This window comes from Halomonas sp. M20 (assembly GCF_020622265.1).
In the GTDB taxonomy this organism is placed as follows: domain Bacteria; phylum Pseudomonadota; class Gammaproteobacteria; order Pseudomonadales; family Halomonadaceae; genus Modicisalibacter.
This window is the reverse complement of record NZ_JACNMQ010000004.1, coordinates 259,679-285,498: the sequence shown is the minus strand read 5'-3', so window position 1 is coordinate 285,498 and position 25,820 is coordinate 259,679. Positions and strand designations below refer to the sequence as shown.

Here is a 25,820-nt window from a genome sequence, read left to right as displayed (position 1 = left end):
GAGCCGACTGAAAACAGCGAGGAGAAACCGATGTCAGGAGGTTTTTTTGCGGGCAGGCGCCCGACGGACCTTGGGGTGCATCAAGGGCGCTTGAAAGCATGCCCAAAAACACCCAACTGCGTATGCAGTCAGTCAGGTGATGACAAGCATCATATTGCGCCTCTGAAGTCGTCGCGCTTAAAGGGCGCGGCCTTGATCGAACGGATAGCCGAGGTGTTAGCCTCTTGGGAGCGTACCGAAATCGTGACTCGGCGTGAGGATTACCTGCATGCGGAATGTCGCTCCAGGATGATGGGGTTCACCGATGACCTGGAGTGTTTCTGGAGTGAAGATGAGCAGGTATGTCATGTGCGCAGTGCCTCGCGGTTGGGCAAGAGTGATTTTGACAAGAATCGTAATCGGGTGGAGCAATTGCGCAGCGCCTTGAAGACTGGCTGAATTTACGATCCACATTGCAAGGAATGACATGGCTGAACTACACGAATGGAATCTGGAGCCGCAAGCGGCTATCGAGTTGCAGAAATCCCTGGCGCCCCGGGTCGAGCGGCATGACCGGCTGGGGCCAGCGGATGAAATCAAGCGCATCGCCGGTGTGGATATCGGTTTCGAGGATGATGGTGAAACGACCCGGGCCGCGGTAGTGCTGCTCGACTGGCCGAGCCTTGAGCCCATCGAAGAGATCGTGCATCGCGAGCCTACCCGCATGCCCTATATTCCTGGCCTGCTGTCGTTTCGCGAGATTCCCGCCGCGCTGAATGCCTTCAAGCGTTTGAGCCAGCGCCCGGATCTGGTCATGGTCGATGGTCAGGGCATTGCCCATCCGCGCCGTTTGGGTGTGGCTTCCCATTTGGGCCTATGGCTCGATCTTCCAACCCTGGGTGTGGCAAAGAAGCGTCTTTGTGGCAAGCATGGCGAGGTGCCTGCCGGTCGAGGTGACTGGACGCCCTTGACCGATCGGCGCCGAAAAGAGGACCCGGAAGATGCGCTGGTGGACGACGCTGGCCGGGTGATCATCGGTGCCATGTTGCGCAGCCGTGAGGGTGTCAAGCCCGTAATCGTGTCTACGGGCCATCGGGTGAGTCAAGCCACGGCGCTGGAGTGGGCCATTGCCTGTCTGGGGCGTACCAAACTGCCAGAACCGACCCGATTGGCGGACCGTCTGGCTTCGCGCCGTGGCAAGGCGTTTGAGAGCGAAAGACGCCAGGGTGAGCTGGGCATCGACGGCTGAGCACGTGTTTTATTGCGCTTGAACAAACCCTTATATACAGTTTTCTTATCGCCGATTTTTTAATTTAACGTTTAACGCTCATACAAAAAGCCGCCACTCGGAATGAGTCGCGGCTCTTGAATTACCCCAATATGTTGGCTGCGTTAGCCGACGAGGGGCGTTTTACTTCTTGGAAGTAGACTTGGCATCTTGAGCTGCTTTATCGACTTCCTTTTCACCTTCTTTTGCTACTTCTTGCAATTTCTGCTGACCACGCTCCATATTCTGCTGAGCAGCTTCCTGGCCGCGCTGCATGGCATCTTGGGTAACTTCCTGACTCTGCTGCATGAATTCCTGGTTGATGGAGCTGACTTTTTCCATGTCAGACTTCATCTGCTCACCGACTTTCTTGGCGGCATCCTGCTGCTCTTCCATGTAGCTGCGCAGGTCTTCGGAATTCCTTATATCAAGCGCCGAGCGCATCTGACGGAATCCAATCTCGGAATAGGTGTCAAATGCTTCACGCTGAACATTGGTCAATTTCTGCGTGTAATCGAGCATTTTACCGGCGATAGAGCGAGCCGGACCAGCGAAGACAGAGGCAAACTGCTGCTGGGCTTGTTCAACATTCTGATTTACGTTCGTGTTAGCCATGTAACGCTCCTTAAAAGATTGTCAAGCAACCGTATTGATTAAGAATTGCTCTTTTGATGCAGTGCATCATAAGCACAGCATAGTCACGTTCGGGACGGTATGTCTACTAAATAGACACAAGTTTGCCTCCACTTTTAAAAACTCATTCTTGTTGGATGAGACGTGTAATCCATACTGGTTGAATAGTACTTTTTACATGGCCCTTTGTTGCGGTCATCCATAGCAAAAACGTCGCTTGTTCAAGCAGCGGCTACATAAGGTAAGTGAACTGCAGTTGTGCGTCTTGGGAGCGTAGGTACTTTTCGGACAACGTCTAGACAATATCAAGGGATGTCTTGTGCTTGGGCGCAGGGAAGGCCGCGTCGAGGCGTGCAAGCGCATTGTCGCTCAGCGTGAGTGACAGCGCGGCGGCGTTCTGTTCCACGTGCTCCGGCTGTACCGCCTTGGGAATAGCGATGACATCGCGCTTGCCATCGATCGGGCGAATCGCCCAGGCTAGCAGCACTTGCGCGGTGCTGGCGTTCAACTCCTCGGCAACGGCCTCGACGGTCGCATTGCCAAGCAGTTCGCGGCGCAGGCTTCCGCCCTGAGCGATGGGGCAGTAGGCCATGGTGGGAATGCCGTGCTCGCGCTGCCAGGGCAGCAGACTGTGCTCGATGCCGCGAGAGCCGAGATGATAGAGCACCTGATTGACGGCGCAGCGCTGACCGTTGGGCAGCTCGTTCAAGGCCTGCATGTCGGCGATATCGAAGTTTGAGACGCCAAAGCGCTTGATCTTGCCTTGTTCACTTAAACGCTCAAAGGCTTCCAGAGTTTCTTCCAGCGGAATGCTGCCGGGCCAGTGCAGCAGATACAGATCGAGATGATCGGTCTTGAGACGCTTGAGGCTTTTCTCGCAGGCGGCGATGGCGCTGTCGCGTCCCGCATTCCAGGGGTAGACCTTGGAGACCAGAAACGCCTGATCGCGCCGGTCCTTGAGCGCCTGGCCCACGACCTTCTCGGCGCCGCCATCGCCATACATCTCGGCGGTGTCGATCAGCGTCAGGCCGAGTTCGAGGCCCTGTTGCAGGGCGCGAACCTCTTCCTCAGAGGTTGCCAGCCCTTCACCCATGTACCAGGTGCCTTGTCCGATGGCAGGGAGTTCGACGGTTGCCTGGCCGCCGTCGGCTGCGAGAGTGACAACAGGAACATTGTGGTGAGACATGAACGGCTCCAGTCAAAAGAGAAGGCTTCAACGAACATGATTGCTCAAGAGTGAATGTTCAATGCCGTCCTCCGCTATACTCTTTTTTACTTGCTTTCTCGTTCTTTCACTTGGCTCTTATCGCCTCTTCGTACCTGCACCTATTTATTTACACCTTACGGGACATCCCATGACCGATGACGCTGTTTGCCTGGATCAGACCCAAGCCTGGGTCGAGAGCTTTGTGGTAGCTCACGACATCTGCCCTTTTGCCCGGCGCGAGATGGAGCGTGGCAGCATCCGCTATGAGGCAACGAGCGCTCGGTCCTTTGAAGCCGCTTTGCTGGCGCTGATCGAGGAGTGTCGGCGCCTCGACGAGGATTCGGGTATCCAGACTACCGTGCTGGTGCTGACTGATGGGGCCGAGGATTTCGATGACTACCTGGATTTGCTGGGGTTGGCGGAAGCGCTACTCGAGGATCAGGGCTATGAAGGCGTTTATCAGCTGGCAAGCTTTCATCCGAATTACTGCTTTCATGGCGTAGAGGAGAGCGACCCTGCCAATTACACCAACCGTTCGCCTTGGCCCATGCTGCATCTGCTGCGGGAAGAAAGCATCGAGCGCGCTCTGGCGGGCTTTGCCCATCCAGAGCGAATCCCTGAGCGTAATGTCACGCTGTTGCGGGAAATGGGCAATGAGCGCCTTGCCGCTCAGATTGCTGATGCCCAGCCCTTGAAGTCTGGAAATCGAGAGCCATAAAGAGTAATAGGCAGATAGCAAATACGCGCTGCCCAAGGTTGCAAGGATGAAAGATCCATTATCGTCTACAGTGTTTAATCAGTGGGATGACTGTTTGATCATCCACTTTATTTCGCGAAAGGAGACGTCATGAGCATCAAGAAGCAAGGATCCGCCGAGTGGCAGGGTAGCTTGAAACAGGGTAAAGGCACGGTATCCACCGAAAGCGGTGCCTTGAAACAGAACCCTTACGGTTTCAACACGCGTTTTGAGGGAGAGGCTGGCACCAATCCTGAAGAGCTGATCGGGGCAGCGCATGCTAGCTGCTACTCCATGGCGTTGTCGATGATTCTGGGCGAGGACAATCTCGAACCGGAAAGCATCAAGACCAGCGCCACCGTGACCCTGGAGCAGGACGACAGTGGCTTTACCATCTCTGCGATCCATCTCGAGACCAAGGCGAAAATTCCCGGCGCGGACCAGTCCAAATTCGACGAAGCGGCCAACAAGGCAAAAGAGGGCTGCCCAGTCTCCAAGCTGTTCAATGCCAAAATTACCCTGGATGCCAGCCTGGAAAATTGATCCTTTCGATCAAGCAATAGTCGACGCCGACCTTGGGTCGGCGTCGTCGTTTTTGGCGTCAACTTTCTTCGCCAAGGGGCCTGCGGCTTTCGGCATGATCGCTGGCCGCGTCGACTAGCCCACGAATCAAGCGCTGCTGGGGGCGATTGAAGATCAGGAATTCCGGGTGCCATTGCACGCCAATCAAGAAGCGATGATTGCGGCTTTCGATTCCCTGAACCAGCCCATCTCGATCCTTGGCCACGATGTCGATGCCACGGCCTGCACGATTGATGGCTTGATGATGCAGGCTATTCACCTGACACCAGCTGACCTCGAGCAGGTCGTGCAGACGGCTACCAATGGTGATGTCGACAGTCTTGCGCGGCAGTACCGTGCGCTGCTTCTTGATGTGGGTGTAGGACGTGTAGATGTCGCTGACCAGTGAGCCGCCCAGATGTACATTGATGATCTGAGCGCCCCGGCAGATTCCCAATACCGGGCAGTCATCGGGCAGCAGTCGTTTCAACAGCGATAGCTCCAGGGTATCTCGCTGCGGATCGACCCGCACATCGAGCTGTACTTCGCCGCCATAAAGATGGGCGCCGATATCATCACCGCCACCAATCACCAGCCCATCGAGATCGTCAGGGATGGGGCGCGAGGGAGATAGACGTACCGGCTTGCCGCCGGCGCGCCAGACTGCCAGCCAGTCGCACCACCAGGCTAGCAGGCTTTTATGATCCGAGGTGGTAATGCCGATCCTTGGGCGTACCATGACTACTCCTTCATCCACTCCTTGAGACGGTCCAGCCACTGAGGCATGTGGGAGCGCCGGTAGTGGTCGACATAGGTTGCGCTGCGTTCGGCCAGGAGCTCGGTATCCGCCGCCAGGCGTTCCACCTCGACCCAGCGATTCCATTCGCACACCGCGCTCCAGTCCGGTTGGGATAGCTGCGCATTGGGCAGACGATAATGAAAGGTGGGGCGGGGGCTGACCAACTCACCTGCAAGCAGCGGGTTGGGGTGGTCGGGGCGCAGATAGGCAAACAATGGCAGCAGGTCGAGCTCACGGTTGCGTGACGGGTTGGCGGTAAGATAGTCCTCGATCAACGTGTCGAGATCCGGGGCGTAGGCGGCATCCAGCACTTTCAGCGCATACTCCTTGGTGAAGGGATTGGCATGGGGCAGTATCTGACGGGTGATGTCGATATCGATCTCTTCGCGCAGCCAGGCCGCCAGAATCATGTAGGCGCGCAGGTGCGCCAGTAGACTATCGGCCTCGAGGGAAGGTACCTCGGGATTGAGATGCAGGCCGAAGCCGTACAGCAGGCTGTCTCGGGTATCCCGAGCGCCTTCCAGACGCAGCGCATCGAACAAGCTGTCGAGTTCGTTGAGCGCAAGCCAAGGAATGGGCGGACACACGATTTCCGTAGGCACGATGCCTGCCACCGCGTCACCCAGCAGCCGGCGCGAACGCTGATGAATCTCCCGGCGCAGATGATGCCACTCGCTATCATCGGGAGTATTCTCTTCGAGCACCTGGTGATCCGGATGGACGTACTTCGAATCGAGCTCGATGGTGAAATTGCCCCAGCGACTGTCGAGGATCTTGAAGCGATGCGGATCGAATTGCTCAAGACTGCCGCCAAAATGCTCCTGCACCAGTTGTGCCGCTCTCAATGGCGCAATGGCGGCAAACTCGATCTCGACTCCGACACGACGTAGATGCTCTTCGTCGCAGCGTGGAACTGGCGGTGCTTCGGGATTCAATCTGCGCTCCTCAATCCATTCTCCTGGCAACGGGCCTTCACCTTCACGGCGAGGGTGGATAGACCCTGAAATATCATCAGGAGATGTGCCGTTTAATGTTCTCATCCTGTCTCACATGTTCTGCAAGGCCCAGGCCTGCCTCGTGCATGGTCAGATAGGTCTGATCGGCCCCAGCAAGACGGATCGATTGCGCCTCGTCCTGATAGAGGCTATGCGCAACGATGGCCCCCGTAAAGCCATGGCTGCGCAATTGTTGCGTTGCAAAGATCTTGGATTGCGCATCCGGCAGGGTCAGAACCACCGCCTTGATGCCGTCGAGATTGAGCGCGTTCCAGAAACTGATGTCCTCTCCATCCGCATAGACGATATGCCGCCCTTCGGCAGTATGGCTCTCGACGCGGCTGGGATCCGCGTCGAGACCGATCACGGCGATGGCGTCTGTGCGCAGGCGATCGTAAGTCGCGGTACCGGTGCGCCCCATACCGATGACCAATACCTGGGCGTCCCCCAGTGAGGCGGGCTGTTCGTCCGGATGCCAGTTGTGGGTCTCGAAGCGGGTAAGCCAGGGTTCGATTTGACCGAACAGGGTGTGCGCCTTGCGCTGCAGGGGTGACACCACAAGAAATGACAGGGCCACCGCCATGGCAAGCCCTACCAGCGCATCCGGCACCAGCGCAGCAGCAACGATTAGGCCGAATTCGCTGTAACTGCTGAGATTGACCGAGGCCTCGAAGGCATTACGTGCCCGCAGGCGGAACAGCAAGAGTAGAAAAAAGAATAGCACTGCTTTCAGCGGCAGCAAGACGACGAAGGCAAGAGCAAAACCGAAGGATTGCCAATCCGGCAAGCCGGACATGCCGATCTCGAGAAAGAAGCCGACCAGGAACAGCTCCTTGAGCGCCCACAGGGATTTGCCGATTTCCTGAGCGCGGGGGTGCTGTGAGATCAGCGTTCCCAGCACCAGAGCGCCTACTTCGCTGGATAGCCCCAGGGTCGTGAAGCCGGCGCCACCAATGACAAGTGCCAGCACCAGACCCATCATCATCAGCAGTTCGTCGTGACCGCAGGCATCGATCAGGCGATGGAGTACCGGACGCAGCAAGGGCAATCCGAGCAGTAGAAGGGCCCAGGGTGAGGGGGCCTGGCCAATGGAAAACACCAGCACGCCCAGGGCGATCAGGTCTTGAATGACCAGAATGCCTATCGCCACCCGCCCATGGAAGGAGCGCAGCTCCCGGCGCTCCTCAAGGCTTTTGGCGGCGAGCACTGTACTGGAAAAGGCCAGAGCGATGGCCAGAATCAGCGCGTTGGTCCAGTCGATATCCGCAATCCAGTGAAGCCCCATCGCGAACACGCTCACTGTCACCACGAAGTGCGCCAGCCCCCCGCCGATGACCTCGGGCTGAACGAGGCTCTTGAGCTTGAGCTTGAGGCCGACGCTGAACAGCAACAGCAGCACACCCAGATGGGCCATGTAGTGGAGTACCTCTGGCGTCGAGGGAGGCAGAGCCACAAGGTCGCCGAGAGAATTGATTGCAAAGCCCGCGCCGAGAAAGCCGATCAAAGGCGGTAGGCCGAAACCGCGGGCAATCAAGCCCAATACCAGGGCAAAGGTAAGACAAATGACTTCCAGCATCCGATCGAACTCCAGGAATTTCGCAGCAATTCTGCCAAGGCATGGGACTGGAAAAGAACAGGTAAAAAAACATTCTACAAAGGCGTTGTTTTTACTTTATTACAAAGTAGGTTGCCAGCCTTGAGATGGGTCAATCTCATATAAACAAGACTGATGGTGGGCATGTTGTCTAATATTCAGGTAAGTCTGCCGACAAGTACCCATCAACTGGAGTTATCATGCCAGACCCCACGAAGCTTTCCCGCGATTGGTCTCGCGAATGGCAAGCGCTGAGTTCGCCGGAACTCGAACGAACCCTCCGCCAGGATAGCGTTGCGGTATTGCCCCTGGCGGCCATCGAGCAGCACGGCGCGCACTTGCCGCTCTCTACGGATTTGGATATCGGCCTGGGGCTTCTACAGGCGGCCATGAGCAAGCTGCCCGGTACTTTTCCTCTACTTGCATTGCCGGCCCTGGCGGTGGGCGCAAGCCAGGAACACGCAAGCTACCCCGGCACGTTGAGCTTGCCTCCGGAAACCGCCATTGCGGTGATCGAAGCCTACGGCGATTCCATTGCTCGTGCCGGCGTTCGCCGTCTGGTGCTGCTCAACAGCCACGGCGGCAACAAGGCGATGGCGGACATTGCCGCTCTCAACCTGCGTAAGCGCTGGGGCATGCTAGTGGTCAAGGCGCATTACATGCGCTTTTCGATACCGTCCGAAGCGCTCCCCTTAGAGGAGCTACGTCATGGGTTGCATGGGGGCGCGCTTGAAACCGCGATGATGCTTCATCTGGCGCCGCACAAGGTGCGTCGGGAACATGTCGATCACCCGCCTTCCCGGGGTGAAGCAATGGCGGCTCGGGGAGATCGGCTGGGGCCGGAGGGAGAGGCAGCCTTTGCCTGGTTGGCGGAGGATCTGCATCCGGGTGGGGTAGTAGGCAATGCCCGACTCGCCGACGCCGAACTCGGCGCCCGGCTGGTCGAGCATTATGCCACGCATTTGGCCGCGCTTTTCGAGGAGGCCCGTGTTATGGACATCGCGGATTTTCACATGGCTCGCTCTCATTCACCCCCAAGCCGCTCGTAGTTTTCCAGCACCCCATCGAGCATATGGCCGGCACGTTTGGCCTTGGCATTCAGATAGCGGTAGTTCTGCTCCGTCAGGCTTCCGTAAAGTGCCTGGCGCTCGGTAACTTCGATGCCGCCCGCAGTCAACGCCGCGATCTTGATGGGGTTGTTGGTCAGAAGTTGTACCTGGCGAATATCCAGGGCCGCCAGCATATCTACTGCCACGCTGTAACGACGTTCGTCCTCACCAAAGCCCAGGTGCTGATCCGCGTCCAGGGTATCGAGCCCCACATCTTGCATGGCATAGGCGCGCAGCTTGTTGGCAAGGCCGATGCCGCGTCCTTCCTGGGCCAGGTAGAGCAATACGCCGCCACCCATGTCATCGATATCCGCTACTGCGTTCCGTAGCTGTTCACCGCAGTCGCAGCGCAGGCTGGCAAACAGATCGCCAGTCAGGCAGGCAGAGTGCATACGTAGAGGTACCGCGTTCTGCCAGGCGGCGGTGTCGCCGATGACGATAGCGACGTGCTCCCGCAGGCCATCTGGTTCGCGGAACAGGATGAAACGACTTTCGATGGCTTCTGCCAGCGGAACCTGTGCTTCACTGACGCGCTTGAGCAGTCCATTGGCCGCTTCGAAACAGCGCTCGGCATCCGATACCGTTACTGAGAGCAATTCTCCTTGGCCGATCAATGCCTCGACGGTTTCACGAGACGCCTTGGCTACTCGGGCGGTAAGCGCGGCGGGTATCAGCAGTGCCCGACGCATCAGGGTCAATGCGGCATGATCGGCACGACTGGCCGACACGATATCCTGTGAAACGCTCTCTGGATCGACGCTAAAGGCGAGTTCGTTTAGCCGTTCGGTTGCAAGCATCGCCGGAGACAACGGCAAACGGGCGGTCTCATGCTCGATCGATTTGCCAAGCAGTGCCAGACGATGGCGGCTTAATACCAGCCCCGGGGCTTCTCCCGCGGTTGCGATAAGATGCTCCAGAATACCGTCGTCGAGACTCTCGATGGGCTGGACAAGAACATCCTGTTCATCGTCGCGCAATATTACCGGGAGCCCGCGACGAAGATCGAAAATGGCTCGTTCAACCTGATGCATGACATCTCCTTGTATTGCTAGGTTGTGCTGGCGCATGGGGCTAAGCATCATAGTCGTTCATCCCCGTTCAAATGATAAGCGAGAGCAGTTTGATGAGCGTTCCCAGCCTCGACATTGACGCAGCCTGGCATCTGACATGTCTTGCCCGCGATCATGACTGGTCATTGTCTCGGCCTTTTGTCGACGAGCGACTGGGCGTACAGATCATCAGGGGCGGTGACTGGACCTGCAATACGGGCATCATCGACGAGGGGCGTCGCCTGTTCGACAATCTGTTGCCATTGGTGGCGCGAACCGAGCCCCTGGCGATCGCTCAGCTGGGTCAGAGTCTGGACGGTCGAATCGCCACGGTGACCGGCGCATCTCATTACATCAACGGGCTTGAAAGCCGCATTCACCTGCACCGCCTGCGCGCCCTGATGGACGCAGTCATGGTCGGCGCCGGCACCGTCGAGGCGGACAACCCCCAGCTCAACGTGCGCCATGTCTCGGGCCGGCATCCGGTGCGGGTGGTGCTCGATCCGCGAGGGCGACTCGACAGCGCCTGTCATGTTTTCCAGTCCAGTGATGCGCCGACATTGCATGTGATCGGTGAGGGCGCTTCTGTGGCCGGCGTCTTCGGTAGTCATGTGGAGCGTATCGTGCTGCCCCTGGGCGCACAGGGATTCGATCCGGGCAGCGTGCTCGACATGCTGAGCGCGCGAGGGCTCGAGCGCGTATTGATCGAAGGCGGCGGGGTGACCATCTCGCGCTTTCTCGAAGCCGGCGTACTGCATCGCCTGCATATGCTGATCGCACCGCTGTTGATTGGCTCCGGGCGTCCCGGTCTCGACCTGACACCCATTGCGACTCTCGATCAGGCGCTGCGCCCCCGGTGCAGAACCTTTCCCTGCGGTGAGGACACCCTGTTCGATCTGATGCTCACCGCCAGCGAACCGCCGCGAACGACGGCGTATTAGAAACAGCGCACCGGGCAGGCTCGAGATCAGCACCAGTAGGCCATAGGCCACGGATATTGCCACGCCCTGAGCCGGCGACAGGCCGGCACCGACCCATACCAACGCAGCCGCGCTTTCCCGCAGACCCCAGCCCGCCACGGAGAGCGGAATGGCCATGGCCAGCAGCACCAGAGGAATCAGCGCCAATAGCGTGGTTAGCGGTAACTCGCTGCCAATGGCTTGGGCGGCGCAGACGAACACCGCTACATAACTGCACACCACCAGCGCCGAGCCCAAGAGCTGCCGGGGCCATGCCTGCTGGCTCAACAGGGAGCGATGCAGATCGCGGCCTAAACCGGTAAAAAATCCTGCAAATACGCGCTTGAACAAAGAGAGGGGCCGTCGGAGGATGCGCTTGAATAGCAGTCCAAACATCAACAGCAAAAAGAGGCCTCCGAGCAGAACGCCAGCACCCCACAGCGATTCGCGCGAGAATGCACTCAACGGCGCCTGCCAGATCGGCGAGAACAATGTGGCGCAAGCCATGGCCGCTAACACCAGCTGCCCGGAGGTGCGCTCGATGATGACCGCCCGCAGCGCCGCCGCCCGTTGACCGCTGGCGCGAGCATGACGCCAGGCGCGGGCGGCATCCCCCATGACGCCGCCGGGCAGTACCTGGTTGAGAAAGGTCGCCAGATAGTAGTCGCCCAAGGCAGCCTGCCAGGGCAGGCGGATATCCAGCAGGCGAGCGGTAAGGCGCCAGCGCCAGGCGGAGATTGCTACCTGGGGCAGGGTCAATATCAGTCCCAATAGAACCCAGTAGAGCGATAGCCCTCGAATTTCCGCAATGATGGCGGAGGTGTCCAGCCATAGTGCGAGTACACCCAACAGCACCAGGCTTGCCAGCAGGCGAAGCCATAGATGGGCGCGGGGCAATCTCATAGGTTATCACCCGTTGAATCTGATGCCGGCGGATACGCGAAAAAATCCATATGACCCACTTCCAGCCCCAATGCGCCAGCATTGAGTTGCGACAGGCGGTGTATCAGCCAGCGTTCCAGTCGCTGCTGCTCGTTGGGCGACTGCTCATGGACAGCGCCGGCCCAGCCTTCGATCAGGCTGTGGCCCAGTGCCTGGGTGTCAGCATGGCCGGGAGACAACCGCCAAGGACTCGGAGCGCTTTCTACCTGATAGCCGCGCTGAGCGAACGCTTGGACCAAGGCCTGGGGGGCGTGGCTGCCCAGGGCGATGCCAAAGCCCTTGTCTCGCTGCTGATGGGCGATGAGCTGATCCCGCACCCAGCGATCGCTGGGGTGGTCTTGAGCTTGTCCGTCACCGTCGAGAAAGCCCCAGTCGCCGTTCACGCTCAGGGTAAACAGCACTGCGGTTTTCGACGCCGCGCAGGCTGCTGCCAGCCGTTCCAGCCAGTCACTGGACACCAGGTCGAAAAGCGCCGAGGCGCAGACCAGATCGCACCCCGTAAACCAGTCGGCTTCAACATCCACAAGACTCTTGCACGCCGATTGAACCGCAATGGGCTCACCGCTGACATCGCGAAGATGCGTTGCCGTGGCGAGGGCCTCATCGAGCAGGCCGGCATCGTGATCGATCAAGTGCCAGGATTGGGGGCCGGGCAGCCGTGGCGCAAGAAAACGCAGATTGCTGCCGCCACCACAGCCTAGATCGACAAGCGATAGACAGCGCTCACCCCGTTGCCGCTGGACTAGGTAGCGCCTGGCCCGTTCGGGCAATGCCGTACTCCGGGCAGCGGCGTCGGCGCTCTCGCGAAGGCGCAGCCAGCCGGTATCGAAGATGCTGCCCGGCGCCGGTTGGGTCATGAGATCCCGCCCCGCATTAGCGCCTTGGCGAAGGCGTCGCCGGCGGTTTGCCAGTCGGTGAGATTTTCTCGCGCTTGCCGGGCACCCTGGCGCAGACCCTCGCGCAGCTCGGGCTCATCGAGCCAGCGCTTGAGTGCCTGGGCCAGTGCCTGGGTGTCCCTGGGCGGCACGCTCAACCCCGCGGTTTCCGGCAGGGTATGCGCCAGGGCGCCCCCGGTGGTTGTGATGACAGGTAAACCCCGGGCTAGAGCTTCGCTGATCACCATGCCGTAACCCTCGTAAAAAGAGGGCAAAACGAAGAGATCCGCGTTGCGATAGGCCTGTCCCAGTGCTTCCGATGACTGTTCGCCAAGCAGCCGGATACGATCCTTGAGGCCGTGATTCTGGATGAGGTCGGTAAGCTTTTCGACAAAACCCGGATCGCGATCCAGAGCGCCGATCAGATCGCACTGCCAGTCGTATTCAGAGAGACGGGCCAGGGCCTCGATCAATACGTCCTGCCCCTTGCGCGGAATGAGCGTGGCCACGCATAGCAGGTGTTGGCCTGTCAATGCGCTCCTGTCATCGCGTTCCGCCAGTGGCGCCGGCTCGACGCCGGGCTCGATGACGGCGATGCGCTCCGCATCGACGTTGAAATCCGCAAGGCGATGGGCGGTAAACACGCTGGTGGCGATGACGTTGTCGACGGCGGTCAACGCCCGAGTCTCGCTTAGCGTGAAGCGAGAGCGCTGAGCCGGGTCGAGTCCGGTTTCGTCCGCAAGCGGGTGGTGAATCAAAGCCGTCAATTCGAGGCGCTTGGCGTGCCTGGCAATCACCTCGGGCAAGCCGCCCATGGCCAGACCGTCGATGACGATCCGGGCGCCGTCGGGCTGTTTGGCCAGTGCTTCTTCCATGGCTTCGGCGGCGGTTGCATCCGGCTCCGGGAATCGCCCCTCGAGCCCGATGACCTCGACGCGCCACCCCTGCTGACGCAACGCTTCAATTATTCGAGCGTCATAGAGATAGCCGCCGGTCAGCTGTTCAGGGTCGCCGGCCACTATGAACGTCAGGTGATGACTCATAGCGTTCCCTCGTAGCTTGCCCAGGCAATGTGCGATTCATGCAGGGTCACGCTCATATTGCTCAGTCCGCTGGCGGCAGGCCCCAAGCGGCCTTCCTGAATGGCTCGGGCAAGACGATCGAACACGACCTTGGCCATGAACTCCGTGGTGGTATTGCGGCCCTTGAACTCTTCGATGTCATCCAGGTTGCGCAGGTTGAACTCATCGAGTATGGCGTGAAGGGTGGTGCTGGCTAGACCGATGTCGATGACCAGGTCGTCATCATCCAGGTTCGGGCGCTTGAAGGTGACGTCCACCACATAGGTAGCGCCGTGCTGGCGCTGGGCCGGGCCGAAGACCTCGCCGTTGAAACTGTGAGCGATCATGAAATGATCGCGAACGGTCAAGCTGAACATGACACTATCTTCCTTGTGCAAAGTTATCCGTTTGTGGGTAAGCCACACGATGGCAGAGTACATCGTTGGCATGCTCGAACAAGCGGGGCATCGATTCCGGGAGATCCTTGAAATCGCTTTCCCCGCTGATGAGTGCGTCCAGGCGTGCGTCCTGCAGCAGGTCGAGAGCTAGGCTCAGGCGGCGCCGATAGTCCCAGCGGGCGCTGCGTGCCGGTGCCACGGTACCCACCTGGCTTGCGCGCAGCGTCAGGCGGCGGGAGTGAAACGCTTCTCCCAGCGGCAGACTCACTTCCTTCTGGCCGAACCAGCTCATTTCAATCAAGGTGGCTTCTTTACCGGCCAATTCAAGCCCGGTGCGAAGCCCATCCGGTGAGCCACTGGCATGGATCACCAGGTCGTTGTCGCCTTCTGCCTGATGAGGGAGACAGAAAGGAACCTCCAGCGCATCCGCGAGTGTCTGACGCTGGGGTGCGATATCGATCAGCTGCACTCGAGTGCCGGGAATCCGCGCACATAGGTAGGCGATCAGCGCACCGACGACGCCGGCGCCGATGACGCTGATGCGATCGCCCACCCGTGGGCCTGCATCCCAAAGGCCGTTGATGGCGGTTTCCATGTTGGCAGCGAGCACCGCGCGCTCGAAGGGTAAGCCGGATGGAAGTACCAGCACTGCGTCCTGGGGTACGACATAGCGATCCTGATGGGGGTACAGACAAAAGACGGCGCGGTTCAGCAAATGTTCCGGGCCCTGTTCCACGATGCCGACGTTGGCATAGCCATATTTGACCGGGCCAGGGAAGTCGCCCTGTTGAAAAGGGGCGCGCATGCGTGAACGTTCACTTGCCGGCACCTGTCCATTGAAGACAAGGCTTTCAGTGCCGCGACTGATCGCACTGTAGCGACTATGAACCAACACTTCCTCGGGACCAGGAGGCGAGAGACTCTCATCGCGCAGGGCACCATGCCCCGGGGCCAGCGTCCAGAAGGCTTGAGCGGTAATGGAGGACATGGCGTTTTCCTTCGTAACACACTAATAGAGCAGTAGAGTAGAACAATGCTCTACAGGTATCGACCTTCGCATAAACTTGTTGTTCAATGATTGTACAAAAGTTATATAGCAAAATCGCCATTCAGCGCGAACGTGAATGAAACGTCAACAGACCCTAGGGGTGCCGCATGCAGCATGGTAATCGACAGCCGGTGATGAATGCCCCGCAGGATAGTCGTTTCAGTACATCGACCTTGATCGAATGCTTTGTCGCATCGCTTCTGTTCGTGGGGTTGCTGGAAGGGCTGTTGCTGTGGCTGGCTGCACCGGTGGGGCTGCGTCTTAGCGCTGGTGCGGTTTATCTGATCATGGTCGTAATGGTGCTCAAGTCCTGGCCTGCCACGCGCCGCTGGCTGGGTTGGGCCAACCGCGTCACGCTGTTGCGGGGCATGCTCGTTGCGATTCTGGCGGGTGCAATCCTTTTCCCGGATTTCATGGCACAACACGCCGTCGTCATGACGACCCTGGCATTGGGCGCCTTGATCCTCGATGGGCTGGATGGCTGGATCGCGCGGCTGACGCGCTCCGCGACCGCTTTCGGGGCCCGTTTCGACATGGAGCTGGATGCCTTCTTCATTCTGGTGCTGTGTCTGGCCCTTGTCGTGCTTGGCAAGGCAGGGCCCTGGGTATTGTCGATCGGTTTGATGCGATACGGTTTCGTTCTGACCGGGAAAGTCTGGCCTTGGCTCAACCGGGCGCTACCCGAGAGTCGCCGACGCAAAATCATCTGCGTGTGGCAGGCACTGACGCTACTATGTGGATTACACCCATGGGTATCGAGCGGCATGGCATCCAGCCTTGCCGCGTTGTCGCTATTGGTGCTGTCCGTGTCGTTCTTGGTGGATATACGCTGGCTATCCACCAAGAAGAAAAGAGCGCTTTCAAGCGGTTCATAGCCGTTTATGAGGAGACTCGAAATGATTACCGCACTACGCAGTTCTCTATCGATAGTGGCCGTGGCAGGCGGCCTTCTGCTAGGGGCGTTACCGGCCCAGGCAGAGCCGCAGACCTATCGCATCGATCCCGAGCACTTTTCCATCGGCTTTTTGATCGATCACCTTGGCTATCAGAAGCAGCTGGGCATGTTCCTGGAAGGGGAAGGGGAGTTCGTTTACGACGAGCAGACCCAGGCACTCTCTTCGGGCCGGGTGGAAATACCGGCTGCAAGTCTTTTCACCAACCATGAAAAACGCGATGAACATGTGCTGAGCGACGACTTTCTGAATGCCAAGGAGTACCCGTCAATCGTTTTCGAGGCCACGGATTTCAACGCCGAAAGCGATACCCAAGGGTCGCTGACCGGGGATCTCACCCTGCTGGGCGAGACCCATCCAGTGACTCTTGATGTCACGCTCAACAAGGCGGAAAAATACCCTTTTGGCCACAAGCAGTACACGCTCGGGCTCTCGGCGCGCACCACGCTGTCTCGCAGTGAATGGGGCATGACCTACGGCGTCGATAACGGCATGGTGGGTGATGAGGTGGAATTGATCTTCGAGTTCGAGGGAATTCGACAGTAACTAACTAATGGCTTCGGTCGAATTGGGCAAGAAAGTAGGATAAAGGGTCGTCATATAGGCTATCAAGGCGTATAAAGAAAACGCTGTTTTCTTCAAGGAAGCCGTGATGGCCCGAAGCTCTTTCGAACTCGCCGGTGTGCATGTGGCCCCCGGTACCCGCGCTCAAATCGATGTCCCTATTGCCAAGCTCTACACGCATGCGCCACTGCATATACCCGTGGAGGTCGTGCACGGACGTCAGCCCGGCCCGGTGCTGCTGGTGTGTAGTGCCATCCACGGGGATGAAATCAATGGTGTTGAGATCGTGCGTCGTCTGCTGCGCGCATCCGCGCTACGCCGATTGCGTGGCACCCTGATTGCGGTGCCTGTCGTCAACGTCTTCGGGTTCGTTCAGCATACGCGGTATCTACCGGATCGGCGTGATCTCAATCGTTGTTTTCCCGGCATCGAGACGGGCTCGCTGGGCTCTCGGGTGGCGGCACTCTTTCGGGAGCAGATCGTCGATCTGGCCACTCATATCATCGATCTGCACACCGGCGCCATCCATCGCACCAACCTGCCTCAGATTCGCGCTCAACTAGGTTCGAGCAGCGAGACGGCGCGCATGGCGGATGCCTTCGGGGCACCGGTGATCCTCAATGCGGAGCTCCGCGAAGGAAGCTTGCGTGCCTATGCCCAGAACCGCGGCGTGCCGGTTCTGACCTACGAAGCGGGGGAGGCGCTGCGTTTCGATGAATGGTCGATTGCGCCTGGGGTGCGCGGCATTCTGCGGGTGATGCGCACGTTAGCCATGTTGCCGACTAGTCGGCAACGTGCGATATCAAGACCCGCGGAGATCGCCAATGGCTCGAGTTGGGCGAGGGCGACTGGAGATGGCATTCTGCGACCTCGGGTGCGGCTCGGGGCGCGGGTCGCTAAAGGACAACTGCTGGGGCTGGTGGCTGACCCGTTTGGCAACGCCGAGGGGGAAGTCATCGCCAATGCCGATGGCATCGTCATCGGCATGAGCAATTTGCCGTTGGTCAATGAAGGGGAAGCGTTATTTCACGTGGCCCGCTTCGATGCCATCGAAGAGGCAGAAAACGCCGTAGAGTCTTTCCAGCAAGATTATGAACCGACCCTCGAGACGATGTAGCGCTATGTTCCGATACGCCTGCTGGCGTATCGGTGTCATGCCACGACCCGGCCGTTCTTACTCTTTTCGGAACTCTCGCTGACACGTTGGTCGACCAAGCCCAATGCATCGTCGAAAACCTGCAGGCCGACTCCTTCGCGGTGCGCGTTCTCGGACAGATGGCGGCGGAAACGCCGGCCCCCGGAGCAACCTTGGAACAGCCCCAGAAGATGACGAGTCACATGGTTGAGTTTCGCCCCTTCGCTCAAGCGCTTTGCAATATAGGGGCGCAATGCCAGTGCCGCTTCGTGTCGGGTACGCACCGGCCCCGGCTGGCCATAGAAGGTGTCATCCACCGCCGCAAGTACCCAGGGGTTCTGATAGGCCTCCCGGCCCACCATGACACTATCCACATGCTCGAGCTGGGATTGACAGTCGGCCAGGGTTTTCAAGCCGCCATTGATACCGATATGCAATTCGGGATGGGCCGCCTTGAGACGTTGTACCCGGGCATAGTTCAGCGGCGGAATATCACGGTTCTCCTTGGGAGACAGCCCTTCAAGCCAGGCCTTGCGAGCGTGGACGATGAAGGTGTCGCAACCGGCCCCAGCGACTTCGTTAATGAAGCGCTCGAGATCCGCATCCTCGTCTTGGGCATCGATACCGATACGGCATTTCACCGTCACGGGAATATTCACTGCAGCGGTCATTGCTTTGACGGCAGCGGCTACCTTGTCCGGATGCGCCATGAGGCAGGCGCCGATCAGGTTGTTCTGAACCCGGTCGCTGGGACAGCCCACATTGAGATTGACCTCGTCGTAGCCCCAGGCTTGTGCAATGGCGGCACACTCCGCCAGTTCGCCGGCATCGCTGCCGCCAAGCTGTAACGCAAGGGGGTGCTCGACATCGTCATGGCCCAGAAAGCGCTCCCTGGGGCTTCCATGCAGAATGGCCCCGGTGGTGACCATCTCCGTATACAACAAGGCCTGGCGTGTCAGCGTACGGGCGAAGACGCGATAGTCCCGGGTCGTCCAATCCATCATCGGCGCGACGGAGAATGTCCTATCTGGTGAAACCCGCTTATTCTCAGTGTTCATAGTGGGTTAGGCTCTTGCGTTGCTTTCCATATCTGTCCATATTTACAGTGGTTTTGATGCGTTTTGCCTGATTGGTTGGTACATATTTGGTACATGGCGCCGAATGAATTTGGTACATCGGAGAGGATGGTATGGCAACAATCCGCAAGCGCCGTCGAAAGGATGGCAGTTTCGCATACATGGTGCAGATCCGCATCGCTCGCAAGGGGCAGCCGGATTATGCAGAGTCGAGGACATTTCCGAAAAAGGCGATGGCCGAAGAGTGGGCCCGCCGGCGCGAGACCGAGCTACTCGCTCCTGGTGGTCTTCTTGTGGCCAAATGGCGGAATGTGACGCTGAACGATGCCATTGAGCGATACATTCATGAGTTCGCCCAAGGCGCTGGCCGCAGCAAGAGGGCCACAATTCAGCAGATGCAGCGCTTCCCGATCGCGCGGGTGCACATAGCCCGACTGAGCAGCGAGGATATCATCGGGCATGCCGTGATGCGCCGCGATAGCGGTATCAAGCCGCAAACGGTTGCTCAGGATATTACTTGGCTGGGTATCATCCTGCGCACGGCGTCCGCCGCCTGGAAAATGCCGGTGGACCTCAACGAATTCGAGTCGGCGAAGCTGCTGATGCGCAGCAAGGGATTGATTGCACGCCCCGAAAAGCGCGACCGTCGACCCTCGGCAGCCGAGATCGAGGCGGTGCGAGCCTACTTTCGCCGATCGCAGAAGATCCGGCCCAGCGCTGTCATCCCCATGGAAGACATCATGGACTTTGCGATAGCGTCATCCCGACGCCTGGGCGAAATCACGCGCCTGGTGTGGGCAGACCTGGATGAAAAGGCCAGCACCTGCTGGGTACGCGATGCCAAGCATCCACGGCGGAAAGAGGGCAATCACAAGCGCTTCAAGCTAACCCGGGAAGGGCTCGATATAATTCGCCGGCAGCCTCGCGCCCAGCGTCAGGAAAGGATATTCGCCTACAATGAAAAATCGATTGGCACACGCTGGCAAGCGGCCTGCGCGGCCTGTGGTATCGAGGATCTGCGGTTCCATGATCTACGTCATGAGGCGACGTCGCGGCTATTCGAAGCAGGGTACGAGATAGTGGAAGTGCAGCAATTCACGCTGCATGAGAGCTGGGACGTGCTCAAGCGCTACACACACTTGCGCCCGGAAAACCTCGTGCTGCGAGAGGCTCCGGGCGCGTAGGTATCGGTTTTCAATCTTTATGCAACGGCCTCTGCCGGTGCCGGCATGAACTTTCTTTCGTGGGAAAAGTTGGCATCGACAATGGCACGGGCCAGCGGCGGGCAGACACTGTTTCCGATCAGCCGAACCTGCTGATACTTAGGTACTGGCTTGCCATCGACTCGATCGAATACGTAGTGATCAGGGAAACCCTGGGCAGCAGCCAGCTCGTGGGGCTGGAGCATGCGCATGCCGATATCGATGATAGCGTACTGCTCGCCCTTGATTGTCACTGTGACCAGCCCGAAGCGGTCACGGGTCGGCATTGTATGAAGCGGCTCGCCGCAATCCTGGCCAACTCCTTGCCCGTAGTACTTCACTAGGAAAGCGGATACCGCCGCGGCGTGGGTTCCGCCCGCGCAGACGGTGGGCATCGCCTTGCGCAGATCCCGTCCACCACGATCGGCGCCCTTGAGGTTGACCAGGTTGGCTGCGACCAGAGCGTTATGATCGGTGGCGGTGATCGTCGGTACCGGATTTCTCAGGTCATCACCGACCACGCCAGTGAAATGCTTCGCGAGGAATGCCGACACGACTCCAATCGGAGCGCACCCTCCCGGGTTCACGCCTGGCCGGGTGACATTGGCGTTGGCCGTGATGGTGTGCATCGGCTCGTCCATCCGGTGGCCGACGGCACCGCTTCTGAACTTGGTGATGTGCGGCGCGACCAGCGCGAACGATCCGCCCTTGGGCCAGGCGGTGACCGTGCGCAAAGGCTCGTCGATGGCGTTGACCAGCGTCGTGCCGTTGCCGTAGTTGGCGATCGGCACAATGAACGGGTCTCCGCTTTCAACTACATACCGCATCACACCCTTGGCGATCCGCTTGAGTGTGTTTTCTGCCAGCGGCCGGTCGCGATCAAAGATAGAGGGGCAGGGGATCGACCAATCAATGCACTCGGCAGCGGTGTGGTAGGCCTGCATCTTTCCTCGCCTTACGGCAGGCGCAGCGGGGTCGGCATGTGTTGGCTTGGGCCAGCTTATCGGCAGGCCATCACGACGGGCGATCAGGAACAGTCGTCGGCGTATTGTGGGTGTGCCGTAGTCACAGGCGCGGAGCAGTCGCCAATCAACCTGGTACCCATGTCGGTTGAGTGCCCTAATGAAACCACGGAAGGTTTGCCCCTTGCGCGCCGGGTCAGGTACCAATTGGCCCTTGGTATTCTTGATCAACGGCCCCCAGTCCTGGAACTCTTCTACGTTCTCAAGGATGATCACCCTGGGCTTCACCTTAGCCGCCCAGCGAGCCGCAACCCACGCGAGACCGCGCACGCTCTTGCTGACCGGCCGGCCACCCTTGGCCTTGGAATGGTGCCGACAATCCGGAGAAAACCACGCGAGGCCAACAGGCATGCCCCGCGTCGCTTGCTCGGGTTCGATGTCCCACACGTCGGCGACAGCATGCTCGCTGCCCGGGTGATTGGCGGTGTGCACGGCGATGGCCGCGGCGTCGTGGTTGATGGCGAGATCTACAGGGCGTCCCAGGGCCTGTTCGATGCCCTCGGATGCGCCGCCACCGCCGGCGAAATTATCGACGACCAGCTCGTGGCCGAATAGGTTTAAATTCATTCCCTGCGTTCCTTTTTCTTTTTGTGGGTGCCTACCCGTTCACCATCTGCCACTGGCTGCGCGCCTGCTCGCGGCGCTCGTCCAGGTAGCGGGCCAGATCCACGGCGCTGACCAGCCACGGCGACTTCTGGCTATCCATCGCCCGATAGGCGGGCACCGGCAGAGCCTGGGCAATCGCCCGGGCGCCGGCGGTCTTGGGGCTGATGCCGAAGTAGCGGGGCGCGATCTCCTCGAGCGGGATCTCGGCGCGGCCGTTGAACTCGGCGAGTAGTCCGAAGTAGGTGTTCATGATTTTTCCCTTGCGTTCCAACGGTTGAAGCGGTGGCGAATGGTGCGAAACATGCCGGCGGCGTCGGTGTTGTGGTCTAGTTCGGCGCGACTTTCGATGCCGCAGGCCTGGCACAGCCAGTCCCGGGCGTCCTGCTGATCGTGAGTACCGTCAGGTAGTTGATCCGGTGACAGGCCGAACTTGTGACGCTTGCGACGATCAAGATAGAGCTGGAAGCGGCGATCCTGGCAGAGCATGGCCGCCTGGCGGGCCATCGGCCCGCCTTTGGTGGTTTGGTCGGTCATTCGGCACCTTCCTTTCCTGCCCGCTTCCGATCAATCCGCTCGATCTCCGCCAGTATCAATGCAGCGGCCTTGACCAGGTTGCGGCGCGGGTTGCGGCTTGGCTTCCACCACTCTTCTTCAAACGGCCAGAAAGCAGGTGGCCACCCATCTAGCAGAGGACGATCTTGCTGCAGGTCTTCTGCATAGGCTGAATAAGAAGCGGCGGCAGCTGCCAGTTCGCCTTGCGTGTAGTGGTCGTCATGCGCCGCATCGAACTGGTGAGCATCTTCCTGGTGGCGGCGCTCGTCGATAAGGTCAGCGATCTGACGGGTGATCCCAGCATCAGCCAGTGAGCGGGCTTCGACTTCCGCATCATGCCTTTCAAGGCTTGCCTCGGGGGTTTCATTGAGGCGCTGCTTTACCCAGTCCCGGTTGAACTCGCCTTCTTTCTTGCACTCGTCGCACTGGTAGATGCAGAGCAGGATTTCAGCCAGGTCACGCATGACCTCGACATGCGCCGCCAGTGCATTTCGATCGTCGATAAGATGCGTGACCATATTGCGCAGCTCATCTTTCTTGGTCAGTGCTATTCCCATCATTGAGCCGTCGTCCGATGCCCCCCCGGCCAACGACCAGTGCGCCCTGTAGGAATCGACCTTTTCTATTATCTCGGTGACGGTGTGGTGGTTGTTACTCATCAAAGGGTCTCCGGCGCCTTGTAAACCTTGATCGTGTCGTCCTCTGTGCCGTACCAACGCCCGGCAAAACGCGCCCGAAGCATCCGGTTCTTGGCCTGATCGGCAGTGAATATTGCCGGGCCGTCGTCGTCGAGGATGTCACTCTTGTCCACGGCACGAATCCCGATCAGCTTCCGCTTGGCGGCACGATCGGAAGCCATGCGCTCGAAGCTGCCCGGGCGCTTTGTTACCTGTAGCGGTGCGGTCTCGTGCTGCTGGGACAGCATGGCGTCGGCGATACGGACGGGATCGAAACGGTATAACTGTTTGACGTTGCTCATTGCGTGCCCCCCGCGGCGAGTTTCAGCCAGCGAACCTGGAAGTAGACCGTGTCGCCTGGCTCGCAGATGGCGCCGAGTTCGCTGTTGTGCACCTTGGGGTCGAAGGCTTCGGGAACCAGCAAGCCGAGCTTTTCACCGTGTTCCTGAATGGCCGCGCCGTCCCAGTCCAGGCCGTCGAAGCAGCTGTCGAATGCCTCCTGGGCGAACTTGGCCAGTGCGTTGCGCTGATCGAGGGTGTCTTTCAGCAAGCGCCGTAGACGGAAGATCTCTTTTTCCATTACTCCGCTCATGATGTTCTCTCCTGCGATATGGCCTTCCCTGGCCGTTATGTTTAGTTGGTTAGAATTGGATGTTGACGCCGGCGCCGTAGCCCGCATTGCCGCGACTATCGTGAGAGGCGTTGATGTTCATGAAGGTGCGCTCGCCGAGGGGTGCGCCGATGGCTAGAGAGGCGGCGTTCTCGCTCTCGTAGTAGCCACCGGCGACGGACATCTGGAAGCCCGAGCCGCTGCCCAGGTTGAACTGGTGAGAGGCGGCAGCGATGGCCGCCGCCACGCCGGCTTTCAGATCGGTGACGTCGCCCCGCAACTCGCTGATATCGCCTTGCATCTGGCCGATCGCGGCGCTGTTGCGGTTGATGGCGTCCGCCTGGGCCGCAAACGATGCATTGGTGCGTCGCTGGAAGTCGCGCATCTGGGCATTGGTGATGCCGATTCGCTCGCGGTTGCCGGCAATGGCCGCATCCTGCTGCGTGTTGGTCTTCGCATTGGCATAGACGCCGCCGGTATTGGCTGCGATGCGCTCGTCGTGATTGGCGAGAGTGTCATCCTGGCGAGCGTTTGCCTCGGTGTTGGCATCGATGCGGCGCTCCTGGCCGCTGTTGGTGTTCAGCGCTGAGTCGACGCGGCGGTCGAGCCTGTCAAGGCTTTGGTCCTGGGACTGGTTCTGTTCCAGCGCTTCTTCAGACTTCACGTTCACACGGCTGATGAAGCCCTTGTTCGATTGAGTGCGGTCGATCATGGTCTCGCGGTCTTTCCGCCGCGCGTTGTACTCATGCTCGACAACTTCATTCAAAGCAGTAGAGCCATTGGCACCGGGATCGACGTCCGGAGTTGCCCAGTCAACCTCGGTATCGTTTTGCAACCACTTGATATGGGTCTCGTTCGTTCCCGCCTGGGCCGCAGTGGTTGCGAGTGCGATGGCGGCAGCGATTGAGGTAAGTGCGATTTTCATTGATAATGCTCCTGCTAGTGTCTAGCTAGTAAGTGATCAGCCGTTACAGCGGCTGGTTACGGGGGCGGCCTTCGGGCCGCCTTTTTCATGCCTGGTTGCTTTCTATCAGCGCCATTGGCGCGCTTTGTTTTCTCTGATTCTCTGGCACTCGATACAGGTCGTGACCCAGGGGGCTGCCAGTCGGCGGGCTTGCGGTATCTCGTTTCCGCAGTCTTCGCAGTCCGGGTTCGTGGCCACGGTGTTGGGAACGCGGATGTTGCCGATGGCACCTTCCAGCCGGTTCTCGATGATCTCGCCGGCGAGGTCTGCTTTGTCAGCCATGAACCGCCTCCGTGTTCTGCATCTCCTGCATGGTCAGGTCGGCAATGCTGACGACGCGGTAGCCCTGCCACCACCAGGGAATCCATCGGAATCCTGCTTCGACATAGCTCAAGTCCCGGCCCTGAATCACGCTCATGAATGTCTGAACGGTGCGGGCCTTGCTGGGCTCGGCGATGCGGGCGATGACAGCGCCGCCCCAGATATTGCGAATCACGTAGCGCTTAACCATTACTCTGATCCTCCTCGTGCATGCGCTCCTGGGCGGTGATGCCGACGCGATAATCGAGGCGGCGATGCCCCAGCGCCTCGCGCAGCTGATCATCGCTTTCGAACGAGATGACCATGGCGTATCGATGGCGAGTCGGCTCTGCATTCTCGGTCAGCACCGCCAGTTCGCCGGCATCCTGCAGAATGCCTTGCGGCGCTGAGTGAGAGACGAGGCGTTCGCGTGTCATTTGTTTCTCCTGTCGTACCTGTGTTTCGGTATGAGTTTCTTAATTACTGTGCCGCTTCGCGGTCTGGTTTTTGTCTTGCACAAACTCATAATGAACTCAAAACAGAATCTATGCAATACAAAATGAGTTTGATGTTTATATCGAATGGCTATATTTGACTGCTTTTTGATTCATATTGCGTTTTTCGTCGCCGCTGATGGACGCGCAATGCGTTTCGCTAGACATCGATCGGTGGATAGGAAGGCGCTCGATATCCGCTCCCAGCAGGTCCGCGATGAGGTCCAGCCCGGCGTCGGTGAGCTCCGTGCGGCCGTAGTGGGTCCATCCCAGGATGGGGTGGTGATAGGTGCCCGTGGCCACCACCACCAGCCGGGTGTTGTTGCGATAGCGGCCCAAGGGAAGGTTCTTTCGGTCCAGGATGCCGGCGTGGCGCAGCAGCCGGGCCAGGGTGTTGCGGCCCAGGTTGAGCAGCACTGCTGCCTCGCCAATGGTGTAGGTTTGGGGTTTCAT

Annotated in this window: 32 protein-coding genes and 1 pseudogene; 10 read left to right on the top strand and 23 right to left on the bottom strand. The window is 59.2% G+C overall.

What is annotated here, in order from left to right; translation table 11 throughout:
* The first annotated feature begins 30 nt into the window (after positions 1-30).
* Together H7850_RS12630 and nfi are read left to right on the top strand one after the other, a co-directional pair.
* The gene (locus tag H7850_RS12630) at positions 31-438 is read left to right on the top strand and encodes a DUF1499 domain-containing protein (RefSeq protein ID WP_227369888.1); all 408 of its coding nucleotides are present in this window, start codon (positions 31-33) and stop codon (positions 436-438) included.
* Positions 439-466: 28 nt separating this feature from the next.
* A complete protein-coding gene (nfi, locus tag H7850_RS12625; protein WP_227369887.1) occupies positions 467-1,228 on the top strand; it encodes a deoxyribonuclease V in 762 nt (253 codons plus the stop codon).
* 162 nt (positions 1,229-1,390) lie between these two features.
* Here nfi and H7850_RS12620 read toward each other — a convergent pair whose 3' ends face one another.
* A complete protein-coding gene (locus H7850_RS12620; RefSeq protein WP_227369886.1) occupies positions 1,391-1,861 on the bottom strand; it encodes a phasin family protein in 471 nt (156 codons plus the stop codon).
* A gap of 313 nt (positions 1,862-2,174) precedes the next feature.
* Positions 2,175-3,065 (bottom strand): aldo/keto reductase, encoded by an 891-nt coding sequence (locus H7850_RS12615; RefSeq protein ID WP_227369885.1) that lies wholly within the window; start codon positions 3,063-3,065, stop codon positions 2,175-2,177.
* Between the two features lie 169 nt (positions 3,066-3,234).
* Between H7850_RS12615 and H7850_RS12610 the strand changes: the two genes are divergently transcribed.
* Together H7850_RS12610 and H7850_RS12605 are read left to right on the top strand one after the other, a co-directional pair.
* Positions 3,235-3,804, top strand: coding sequence for a DUF1415 domain-containing protein (locus tag H7850_RS12610; RefSeq protein ID WP_227369884.1), 570 nt, complete (start codon positions 3,235-3,237; stop codon positions 3,802-3,804).
* 129 nt (positions 3,805-3,933) lie between these two features.
* Positions 3,934-4,365: an OsmC family protein gene (locus H7850_RS12605; protein ID WP_227369883.1), complete on the top strand. Its 432-nt coding sequence runs from the start codon at positions 3,934-3,936 to the stop codon at positions 4,363-4,365.
* A 58-nt stretch (positions 4,366-4,423) separates the two neighbouring features.
* Here the strand turns inward: H7850_RS12605 and H7850_RS12600 are convergent, their stop codons facing one another.
* From H7850_RS12600 to H7850_RS12590, 3 genes are all read right to left on the bottom strand, one after another.
* Entirely contained in the window at positions 4,424-5,122 is a 699-nt protein-coding gene (locus H7850_RS12600; protein WP_227369882.1) for a gamma-glutamyl-gamma-aminobutyrate hydrolase family protein, read from the bottom strand.
* Positions 5,123-5,124: 2 nt separating this feature from the next.
* Positions 5,125-6,117, bottom strand: coding sequence for an amidoligase family protein (locus H7850_RS12595; RefSeq protein WP_227369881.1), 993 nt, complete (start codon positions 6,115-6,117; stop codon positions 5,125-5,127).
* 76 nt (positions 6,118-6,193) lie between these two features.
* Complete coding sequence (locus tag H7850_RS12590; RefSeq protein ID WP_227369880.1) at positions 6,194-7,753, bottom strand: cation:proton antiporter family protein; 1,560 nt, start codon at positions 7,751-7,753, stop codon at positions 6,194-6,196.
* Positions 7,754-7,971: 218 nt separating this feature from the next.
* Between H7850_RS12590 and H7850_RS12585 the strand changes: the two genes are divergently transcribed.
* Positions 7,972-8,820, top strand: coding sequence for a creatininase family protein (locus tag H7850_RS12585; protein ID WP_227369879.1), 849 nt, complete (start codon positions 7,972-7,974; stop codon positions 8,818-8,820).
* Here the strand turns inward: H7850_RS12585 and ribA are convergent.
* Positions 8,796-9,911, bottom strand: a complete 1,116-nt coding sequence (ribA, locus tag H7850_RS12580) for a GTP cyclohydrolase II RibA (protein WP_227369878.1) — start codon at positions 9,909-9,911, stop codon at positions 8,796-8,798. The two genes, H7850_RS12585 and ribA, sit on opposite strands and share 25 nt — an antisense overlap.
* A gap of 71 nt (positions 9,912-9,982) precedes the next feature.
* Between ribA and H7850_RS12575 the strand changes: the two genes are divergently transcribed.
* The gene (locus H7850_RS12575; protein WP_319799282.1) at positions 9,983-10,870 is read left to right on the top strand and encodes a RibD family protein; all 888 of its coding nucleotides are present in this window, start codon (positions 9,983-9,985) and stop codon (positions 10,868-10,870) included.
* Positions 10,871-10,903: 33 nt separating this feature from the next.
* Here the strand turns inward: H7850_RS12575 and H7850_RS12570 are convergent.
* From H7850_RS12570 to H7850_RS12550, 5 genes and pseudogenes are all read right to left on the bottom strand, one after another.
* Positions 10,904-11,791, bottom strand: a pseudogene (locus tag H7850_RS12570) (lysylphosphatidylglycerol synthase transmembrane domain-containing protein); the annotation flags it as partial.
* Positions 11,788-12,687: a class I SAM-dependent methyltransferase gene (locus tag H7850_RS12565; protein ID WP_227369877.1), complete on the bottom strand. Its 900-nt coding sequence runs from the start codon at positions 12,685-12,687 to the stop codon at positions 11,788-11,790. The pseudogene H7850_RS12570 and the gene H7850_RS12565, both read right to left, overlap by 4 nt.
* Positions 12,684-13,748, bottom strand: a complete 1,065-nt coding sequence (locus H7850_RS12560; protein ID WP_227369876.1) for a glycosyltransferase family 4 protein — start codon at positions 13,746-13,748, stop codon at positions 12,684-12,686. Before H7850_RS12560 ends, H7850_RS12565 begins: the two co-directional genes overlap by 4 nt.
* Complete coding sequence (locus tag H7850_RS12555; RefSeq protein WP_227369875.1) at positions 13,745-14,143, bottom strand: 6-pyruvoyl trahydropterin synthase family protein; 399 nt, start codon at positions 14,141-14,143, stop codon at positions 13,745-13,747. Before H7850_RS12555 ends, H7850_RS12560 begins: the two co-directional genes overlap by 4 nt.
* A 4-nt stretch (positions 14,144-14,147) precedes the next feature.
* On the bottom strand, positions 14,148-15,152 hold the full coding sequence (locus H7850_RS12550; protein WP_227369874.1) for a zinc-dependent alcohol dehydrogenase: 1,005 nt from the start codon (positions 15,150-15,152) through the stop codon (positions 14,148-14,150).
* Between the two features lie 167 nt (positions 15,153-15,319).
* On the opposite strand from H7850_RS12550, the gene H7850_RS12545 reads away from it, so the two are divergent.
* From H7850_RS12545 to H7850_RS12535, 3 genes are all read left to right on the top strand, one after another.
* Positions 15,320-16,087, top strand: coding sequence for a CDP-alcohol phosphatidyltransferase family protein (locus H7850_RS12545; protein WP_227369873.1), 768 nt, complete (start codon positions 15,320-15,322; stop codon positions 16,085-16,087).
* 21 nt (positions 16,088-16,108) lie between these two features.
* Positions 16,109-16,711: a YceI family protein gene (locus H7850_RS12540; RefSeq protein ID WP_227369872.1), complete on the top strand. Its 603-nt coding sequence runs from the start codon at positions 16,109-16,111 to the stop codon at positions 16,709-16,711.
* Positions 16,712-16,817: 106 nt separating this feature from the next.
* Positions 16,818-17,846, top strand: a complete 1,029-nt coding sequence (locus H7850_RS12535) for a succinylglutamate desuccinylase/aspartoacylase family protein (protein ID WP_227369871.1) — start codon at positions 16,818-16,820, stop codon at positions 17,844-17,846.
* Positions 17,847-17,881: 35 nt separating this feature from the next.
* On the opposite strand, the gene dusA is transcribed toward H7850_RS12535, so the two are convergent.
* Positions 17,882-18,922 carry a tRNA dihydrouridine(20/20a) synthase DusA gene (gene dusA, locus H7850_RS12530; protein ID WP_227369870.1) on the bottom strand — a complete coding sequence of 347 codons (1,041 nt, stop codon included), beginning with the start codon at positions 18,920-18,922 and terminating at the stop codon, positions 17,882-17,884.
* Between the two features lie 131 nt (positions 18,923-19,053).
* Between dusA and H7850_RS12525 the strand changes: the two genes are divergently transcribed.
* Positions 19,054-20,124, top strand: coding sequence for a site-specific integrase (locus H7850_RS12525; protein WP_227369869.1), 1,071 nt, complete (start codon positions 19,054-19,056; stop codon positions 20,122-20,124).
* Positions 20,125-20,141: 17 nt separating this feature from the next.
* Here the strand turns inward: H7850_RS12525 and H7850_RS12520 are convergent, their stop codons facing one another.
* From H7850_RS12520 to H7850_RS12470, 11 genes are all read right to left on the bottom strand, one after another.
* Complete coding sequence (locus tag H7850_RS12520; protein ID WP_227369868.1) at positions 20,142-21,731, bottom strand: DNA cytosine methyltransferase; 1,590 nt, start codon at positions 21,729-21,731, stop codon at positions 20,142-20,144.
* 31 nt (positions 21,732-21,762) lie between these two features.
* The gene (locus tag H7850_RS12515; protein WP_227369867.1) at positions 21,763-22,020 is read right to left on the bottom strand and encodes a pyocin activator PrtN family protein; all 258 of its coding nucleotides are present in this window, start codon (positions 22,018-22,020) and stop codon (positions 21,763-21,765) included.
* Entirely contained in the window at positions 22,017-22,304 is a 288-nt protein-coding gene (locus H7850_RS12510; RefSeq protein ID WP_227369866.1) for a hypothetical protein, read from the bottom strand. Before H7850_RS12510 ends, H7850_RS12515 begins: the two co-directional genes overlap by 4 nt.
* Entirely contained in the window at positions 22,301-22,981 is a 681-nt protein-coding gene (locus tag H7850_RS12505) for a hypothetical protein (protein WP_227369865.1), read from the bottom strand. The genes H7850_RS12510 and H7850_RS12505 overlap by 4 nt, the downstream gene beginning before the upstream one ends.
* Complete coding sequence (locus H7850_RS12500) at positions 22,981-23,301, bottom strand: hypothetical protein (RefSeq protein WP_227369864.1); 321 nt, start codon at positions 23,299-23,301, stop codon at positions 22,981-22,983. Before H7850_RS12500 ends, H7850_RS12505 begins: the two co-directional genes overlap by 1 nt.
* A complete protein-coding gene (locus H7850_RS12495) occupies positions 23,298-23,591 on the bottom strand; it encodes a hypothetical protein (protein WP_227369863.1) in 294 nt (97 codons plus the stop codon). Before H7850_RS12495 ends, H7850_RS12500 begins: the two co-directional genes overlap by 4 nt.
* Before the next feature lie 49 nt (positions 23,592-23,640).
* Positions 23,641-24,534 carry a YadA C-terminal domain-containing protein gene (locus tag H7850_RS12490; protein ID WP_227369862.1) on the bottom strand — a complete coding sequence of 298 codons (894 nt, stop codon included), beginning with the start codon at positions 24,532-24,534 and terminating at the stop codon, positions 23,641-23,643.
* A gap of 105 nt (positions 24,535-24,639) precedes the next feature.
* Positions 24,640-24,855 carry a TraR/DksA C4-type zinc finger protein gene (locus H7850_RS12485; protein WP_227369861.1) on the bottom strand — a complete coding sequence of 72 codons (216 nt, stop codon included), beginning with the start codon at positions 24,853-24,855 and terminating at the stop codon, positions 24,640-24,642.
* Positions 24,848-25,084, bottom strand: a complete 237-nt coding sequence (locus H7850_RS12480) for a hypothetical protein (RefSeq protein ID WP_227369860.1) — start codon at positions 25,082-25,084, stop codon at positions 24,848-24,850. Before H7850_RS12480 ends, H7850_RS12485 begins: the two co-directional genes overlap by 8 nt.
* A complete protein-coding gene (locus H7850_RS12475; RefSeq protein WP_227369859.1) occupies positions 25,077-25,310 on the bottom strand; it encodes a hypothetical protein in 234 nt (77 codons plus the stop codon). Before H7850_RS12475 ends, H7850_RS12480 begins: the two co-directional genes overlap by 8 nt.
* 135 nt (positions 25,311-25,445) lie before the next feature.
* The gene (locus tag H7850_RS12470; protein WP_227369858.1) at positions 25,446-25,820 is read right to left on the bottom strand and encodes a phage antirepressor KilAC domain-containing protein; all 375 of its coding nucleotides are present in this window, start codon (positions 25,818-25,820) and stop codon (positions 25,446-25,448) included.

Coding starts and splice junctions, on each gene's coding strand:
- H7850_RS12590 (WP_227369880.1), bottom strand. CDS start 7,753: ATGCTGGAAGTCATTTGTCTTACCTTTGCCCTGGTATTGGGCTTGATT.
- H7850_RS12630 (WP_227369888.1), top strand. CDS start 31: ATGTCAGGAGGTTTTTTTGCGGGCAGGCGCCCGACGGACCTTGGGGTG.
- H7850_RS12600 (WP_227369882.1), bottom strand. CDS start 5,122: ATGGTACGCCCAAGGATCGGCATTACCACCTCGGATCATAAAAGCCTG.
- H7850_RS12470 (WP_227369858.1), bottom strand. CDS start 25,820: ATGAAACCCCAAACCTACACCATTGGCGAGGCAGCAGTGCTGCTCAAC.
- H7850_RS12525 (WP_227369869.1), top strand. CDS start 19,054: ATGGCAACAATCCGCAAGCGCCGTCGAAAGGATGGCAGTTTCGCATAC.
- H7850_RS12605 (WP_227369883.1), top strand. CDS start 3,934: ATGAGCATCAAGAAGCAAGGATCCGCCGAGTGGCAGGGTAGCTTGAAA.
- H7850_RS12620 (WP_227369886.1), bottom strand. CDS start 1,861: ATGGCTAACACGAACGTAAATCAGAATGTTGAACAAGCCCAGCAGCAG.
- H7850_RS12490 (WP_227369862.1), bottom strand. CDS start 24,534: ATGAAAATCGCACTTACCTCAATCGCTGCCGCCATCGCACTCGCAACC.
- H7850_RS12505 (WP_227369865.1), bottom strand. CDS start 22,981: ATGAGTAACAACCACCACACCGTCACCGAGATAATAGAAAAGGTCGAT.
- H7850_RS12540 (WP_227369872.1), top strand. CDS start 16,109: ATGATTACCGCACTACGCAGTTCTCTATCGATAGTGGCCGTGGCAGGC.
- H7850_RS12535 (WP_227369871.1), top strand. CDS start 16,818: ATGGCCCGAAGCTCTTTCGAACTCGCCGGTGTGCATGTGGCCCCCGGT.
- H7850_RS12475 (WP_227369859.1), bottom strand. CDS start 25,310: ATGACACGCGAACGCCTCGTCTCTCACTCAGCGCCGCAAGGCATTCTG.
- dusA (WP_227369870.1), bottom strand. CDS start 18,922: ATGAACACTGAGAATAAGCGGGTTTCACCAGATAGGACATTCTCCGTC.
- H7850_RS12510 (WP_227369866.1), bottom strand. CDS start 22,304: ATGACCGACCAAACCACCAAAGGCGGGCCGATGGCCCGCCAGGCGGCC.
- H7850_RS12610 (WP_227369884.1), top strand. CDS start 3,235: ATGACCGATGACGCTGTTTGCCTGGATCAGACCCAAGCCTGGGTCGAG.
- nfi (WP_227369887.1), top strand. CDS start 467: ATGGCTGAACTACACGAATGGAATCTGGAGCCGCAAGCGGCTATCGAG.
- H7850_RS12575 (WP_319799282.1), top strand. CDS start 9,983: ATGATAAGCGAGAGCAGTTTGATGAGCGTTCCCAGCCTCGACATTGAC.
- H7850_RS12515 (WP_227369867.1), bottom strand. CDS start 22,020: ATGAACACCTACTTCGGACTACTCGCCGAGTTCAACGGCCGCGCCGAG.
- H7850_RS12585 (WP_227369879.1), top strand. CDS start 7,972: ATGCCAGACCCCACGAAGCTTTCCCGCGATTGGTCTCGCGAATGGCAA.
- H7850_RS12520 (WP_227369868.1), bottom strand. CDS start 21,731: ATGAATTTAAACCTATTCGGCCACGAGCTGGTCGTCGATAATTTCGCC.
- H7850_RS12555 (WP_227369875.1), bottom strand. CDS start 14,143: ATGTTCAGCTTGACCGTTCGCGATCATTTCATGATCGCTCACAGTTTC.
- H7850_RS12565 (WP_227369877.1), bottom strand. CDS start 12,687: ATGACCCAACCGGCGCCGGGCAGCATCTTCGATACCGGCTGGCTGCGC.
- ribA (WP_227369878.1), bottom strand. CDS start 9,911: ATGCATCAGGTTGAACGAGCCATTTTCGATCTTCGTCGCGGGCTCCCG.
- H7850_RS12480 (WP_227369860.1), bottom strand. CDS start 25,084: ATGGTTAAGCGCTACGTGATTCGCAATATCTGGGGCGGCGCTGTCATC.
- H7850_RS12560 (WP_227369876.1), bottom strand. CDS start 13,748: ATGAGTCATCACCTGACGTTCATAGTGGCCGGCGACCCTGAACAGCTG.
- H7850_RS12495 (WP_227369863.1), bottom strand. CDS start 23,591: ATGAGCGGAGTAATGGAAAAAGAGATCTTCCGTCTACGGCGCTTGCTG.
- H7850_RS12550 (WP_227369874.1), bottom strand. CDS start 15,152: ATGTCCTCCATTACCGCTCAAGCCTTCTGGACGCTGGCCCCGGGGCAT.
- H7850_RS12500 (WP_227369864.1), bottom strand. CDS start 23,301: ATGAGCAACGTCAAACAGTTATACCGTTTCGATCCCGTCCGTATCGCC.
- H7850_RS12485 (WP_227369861.1), bottom strand. CDS start 24,855: ATGGCTGACAAAGCAGACCTCGCCGGCGAGATCATCGAGAACCGGCTG.
- H7850_RS12545 (WP_227369873.1), top strand. CDS start 15,320: ATGCAGCATGGTAATCGACAGCCGGTGATGAATGCCCCGCAGGATAGT.
- H7850_RS12615 (WP_227369885.1), bottom strand. CDS start 3,065: ATGTCTCACCACAATGTTCCTGTTGTCACTCTCGCAGCCGACGGCGGC.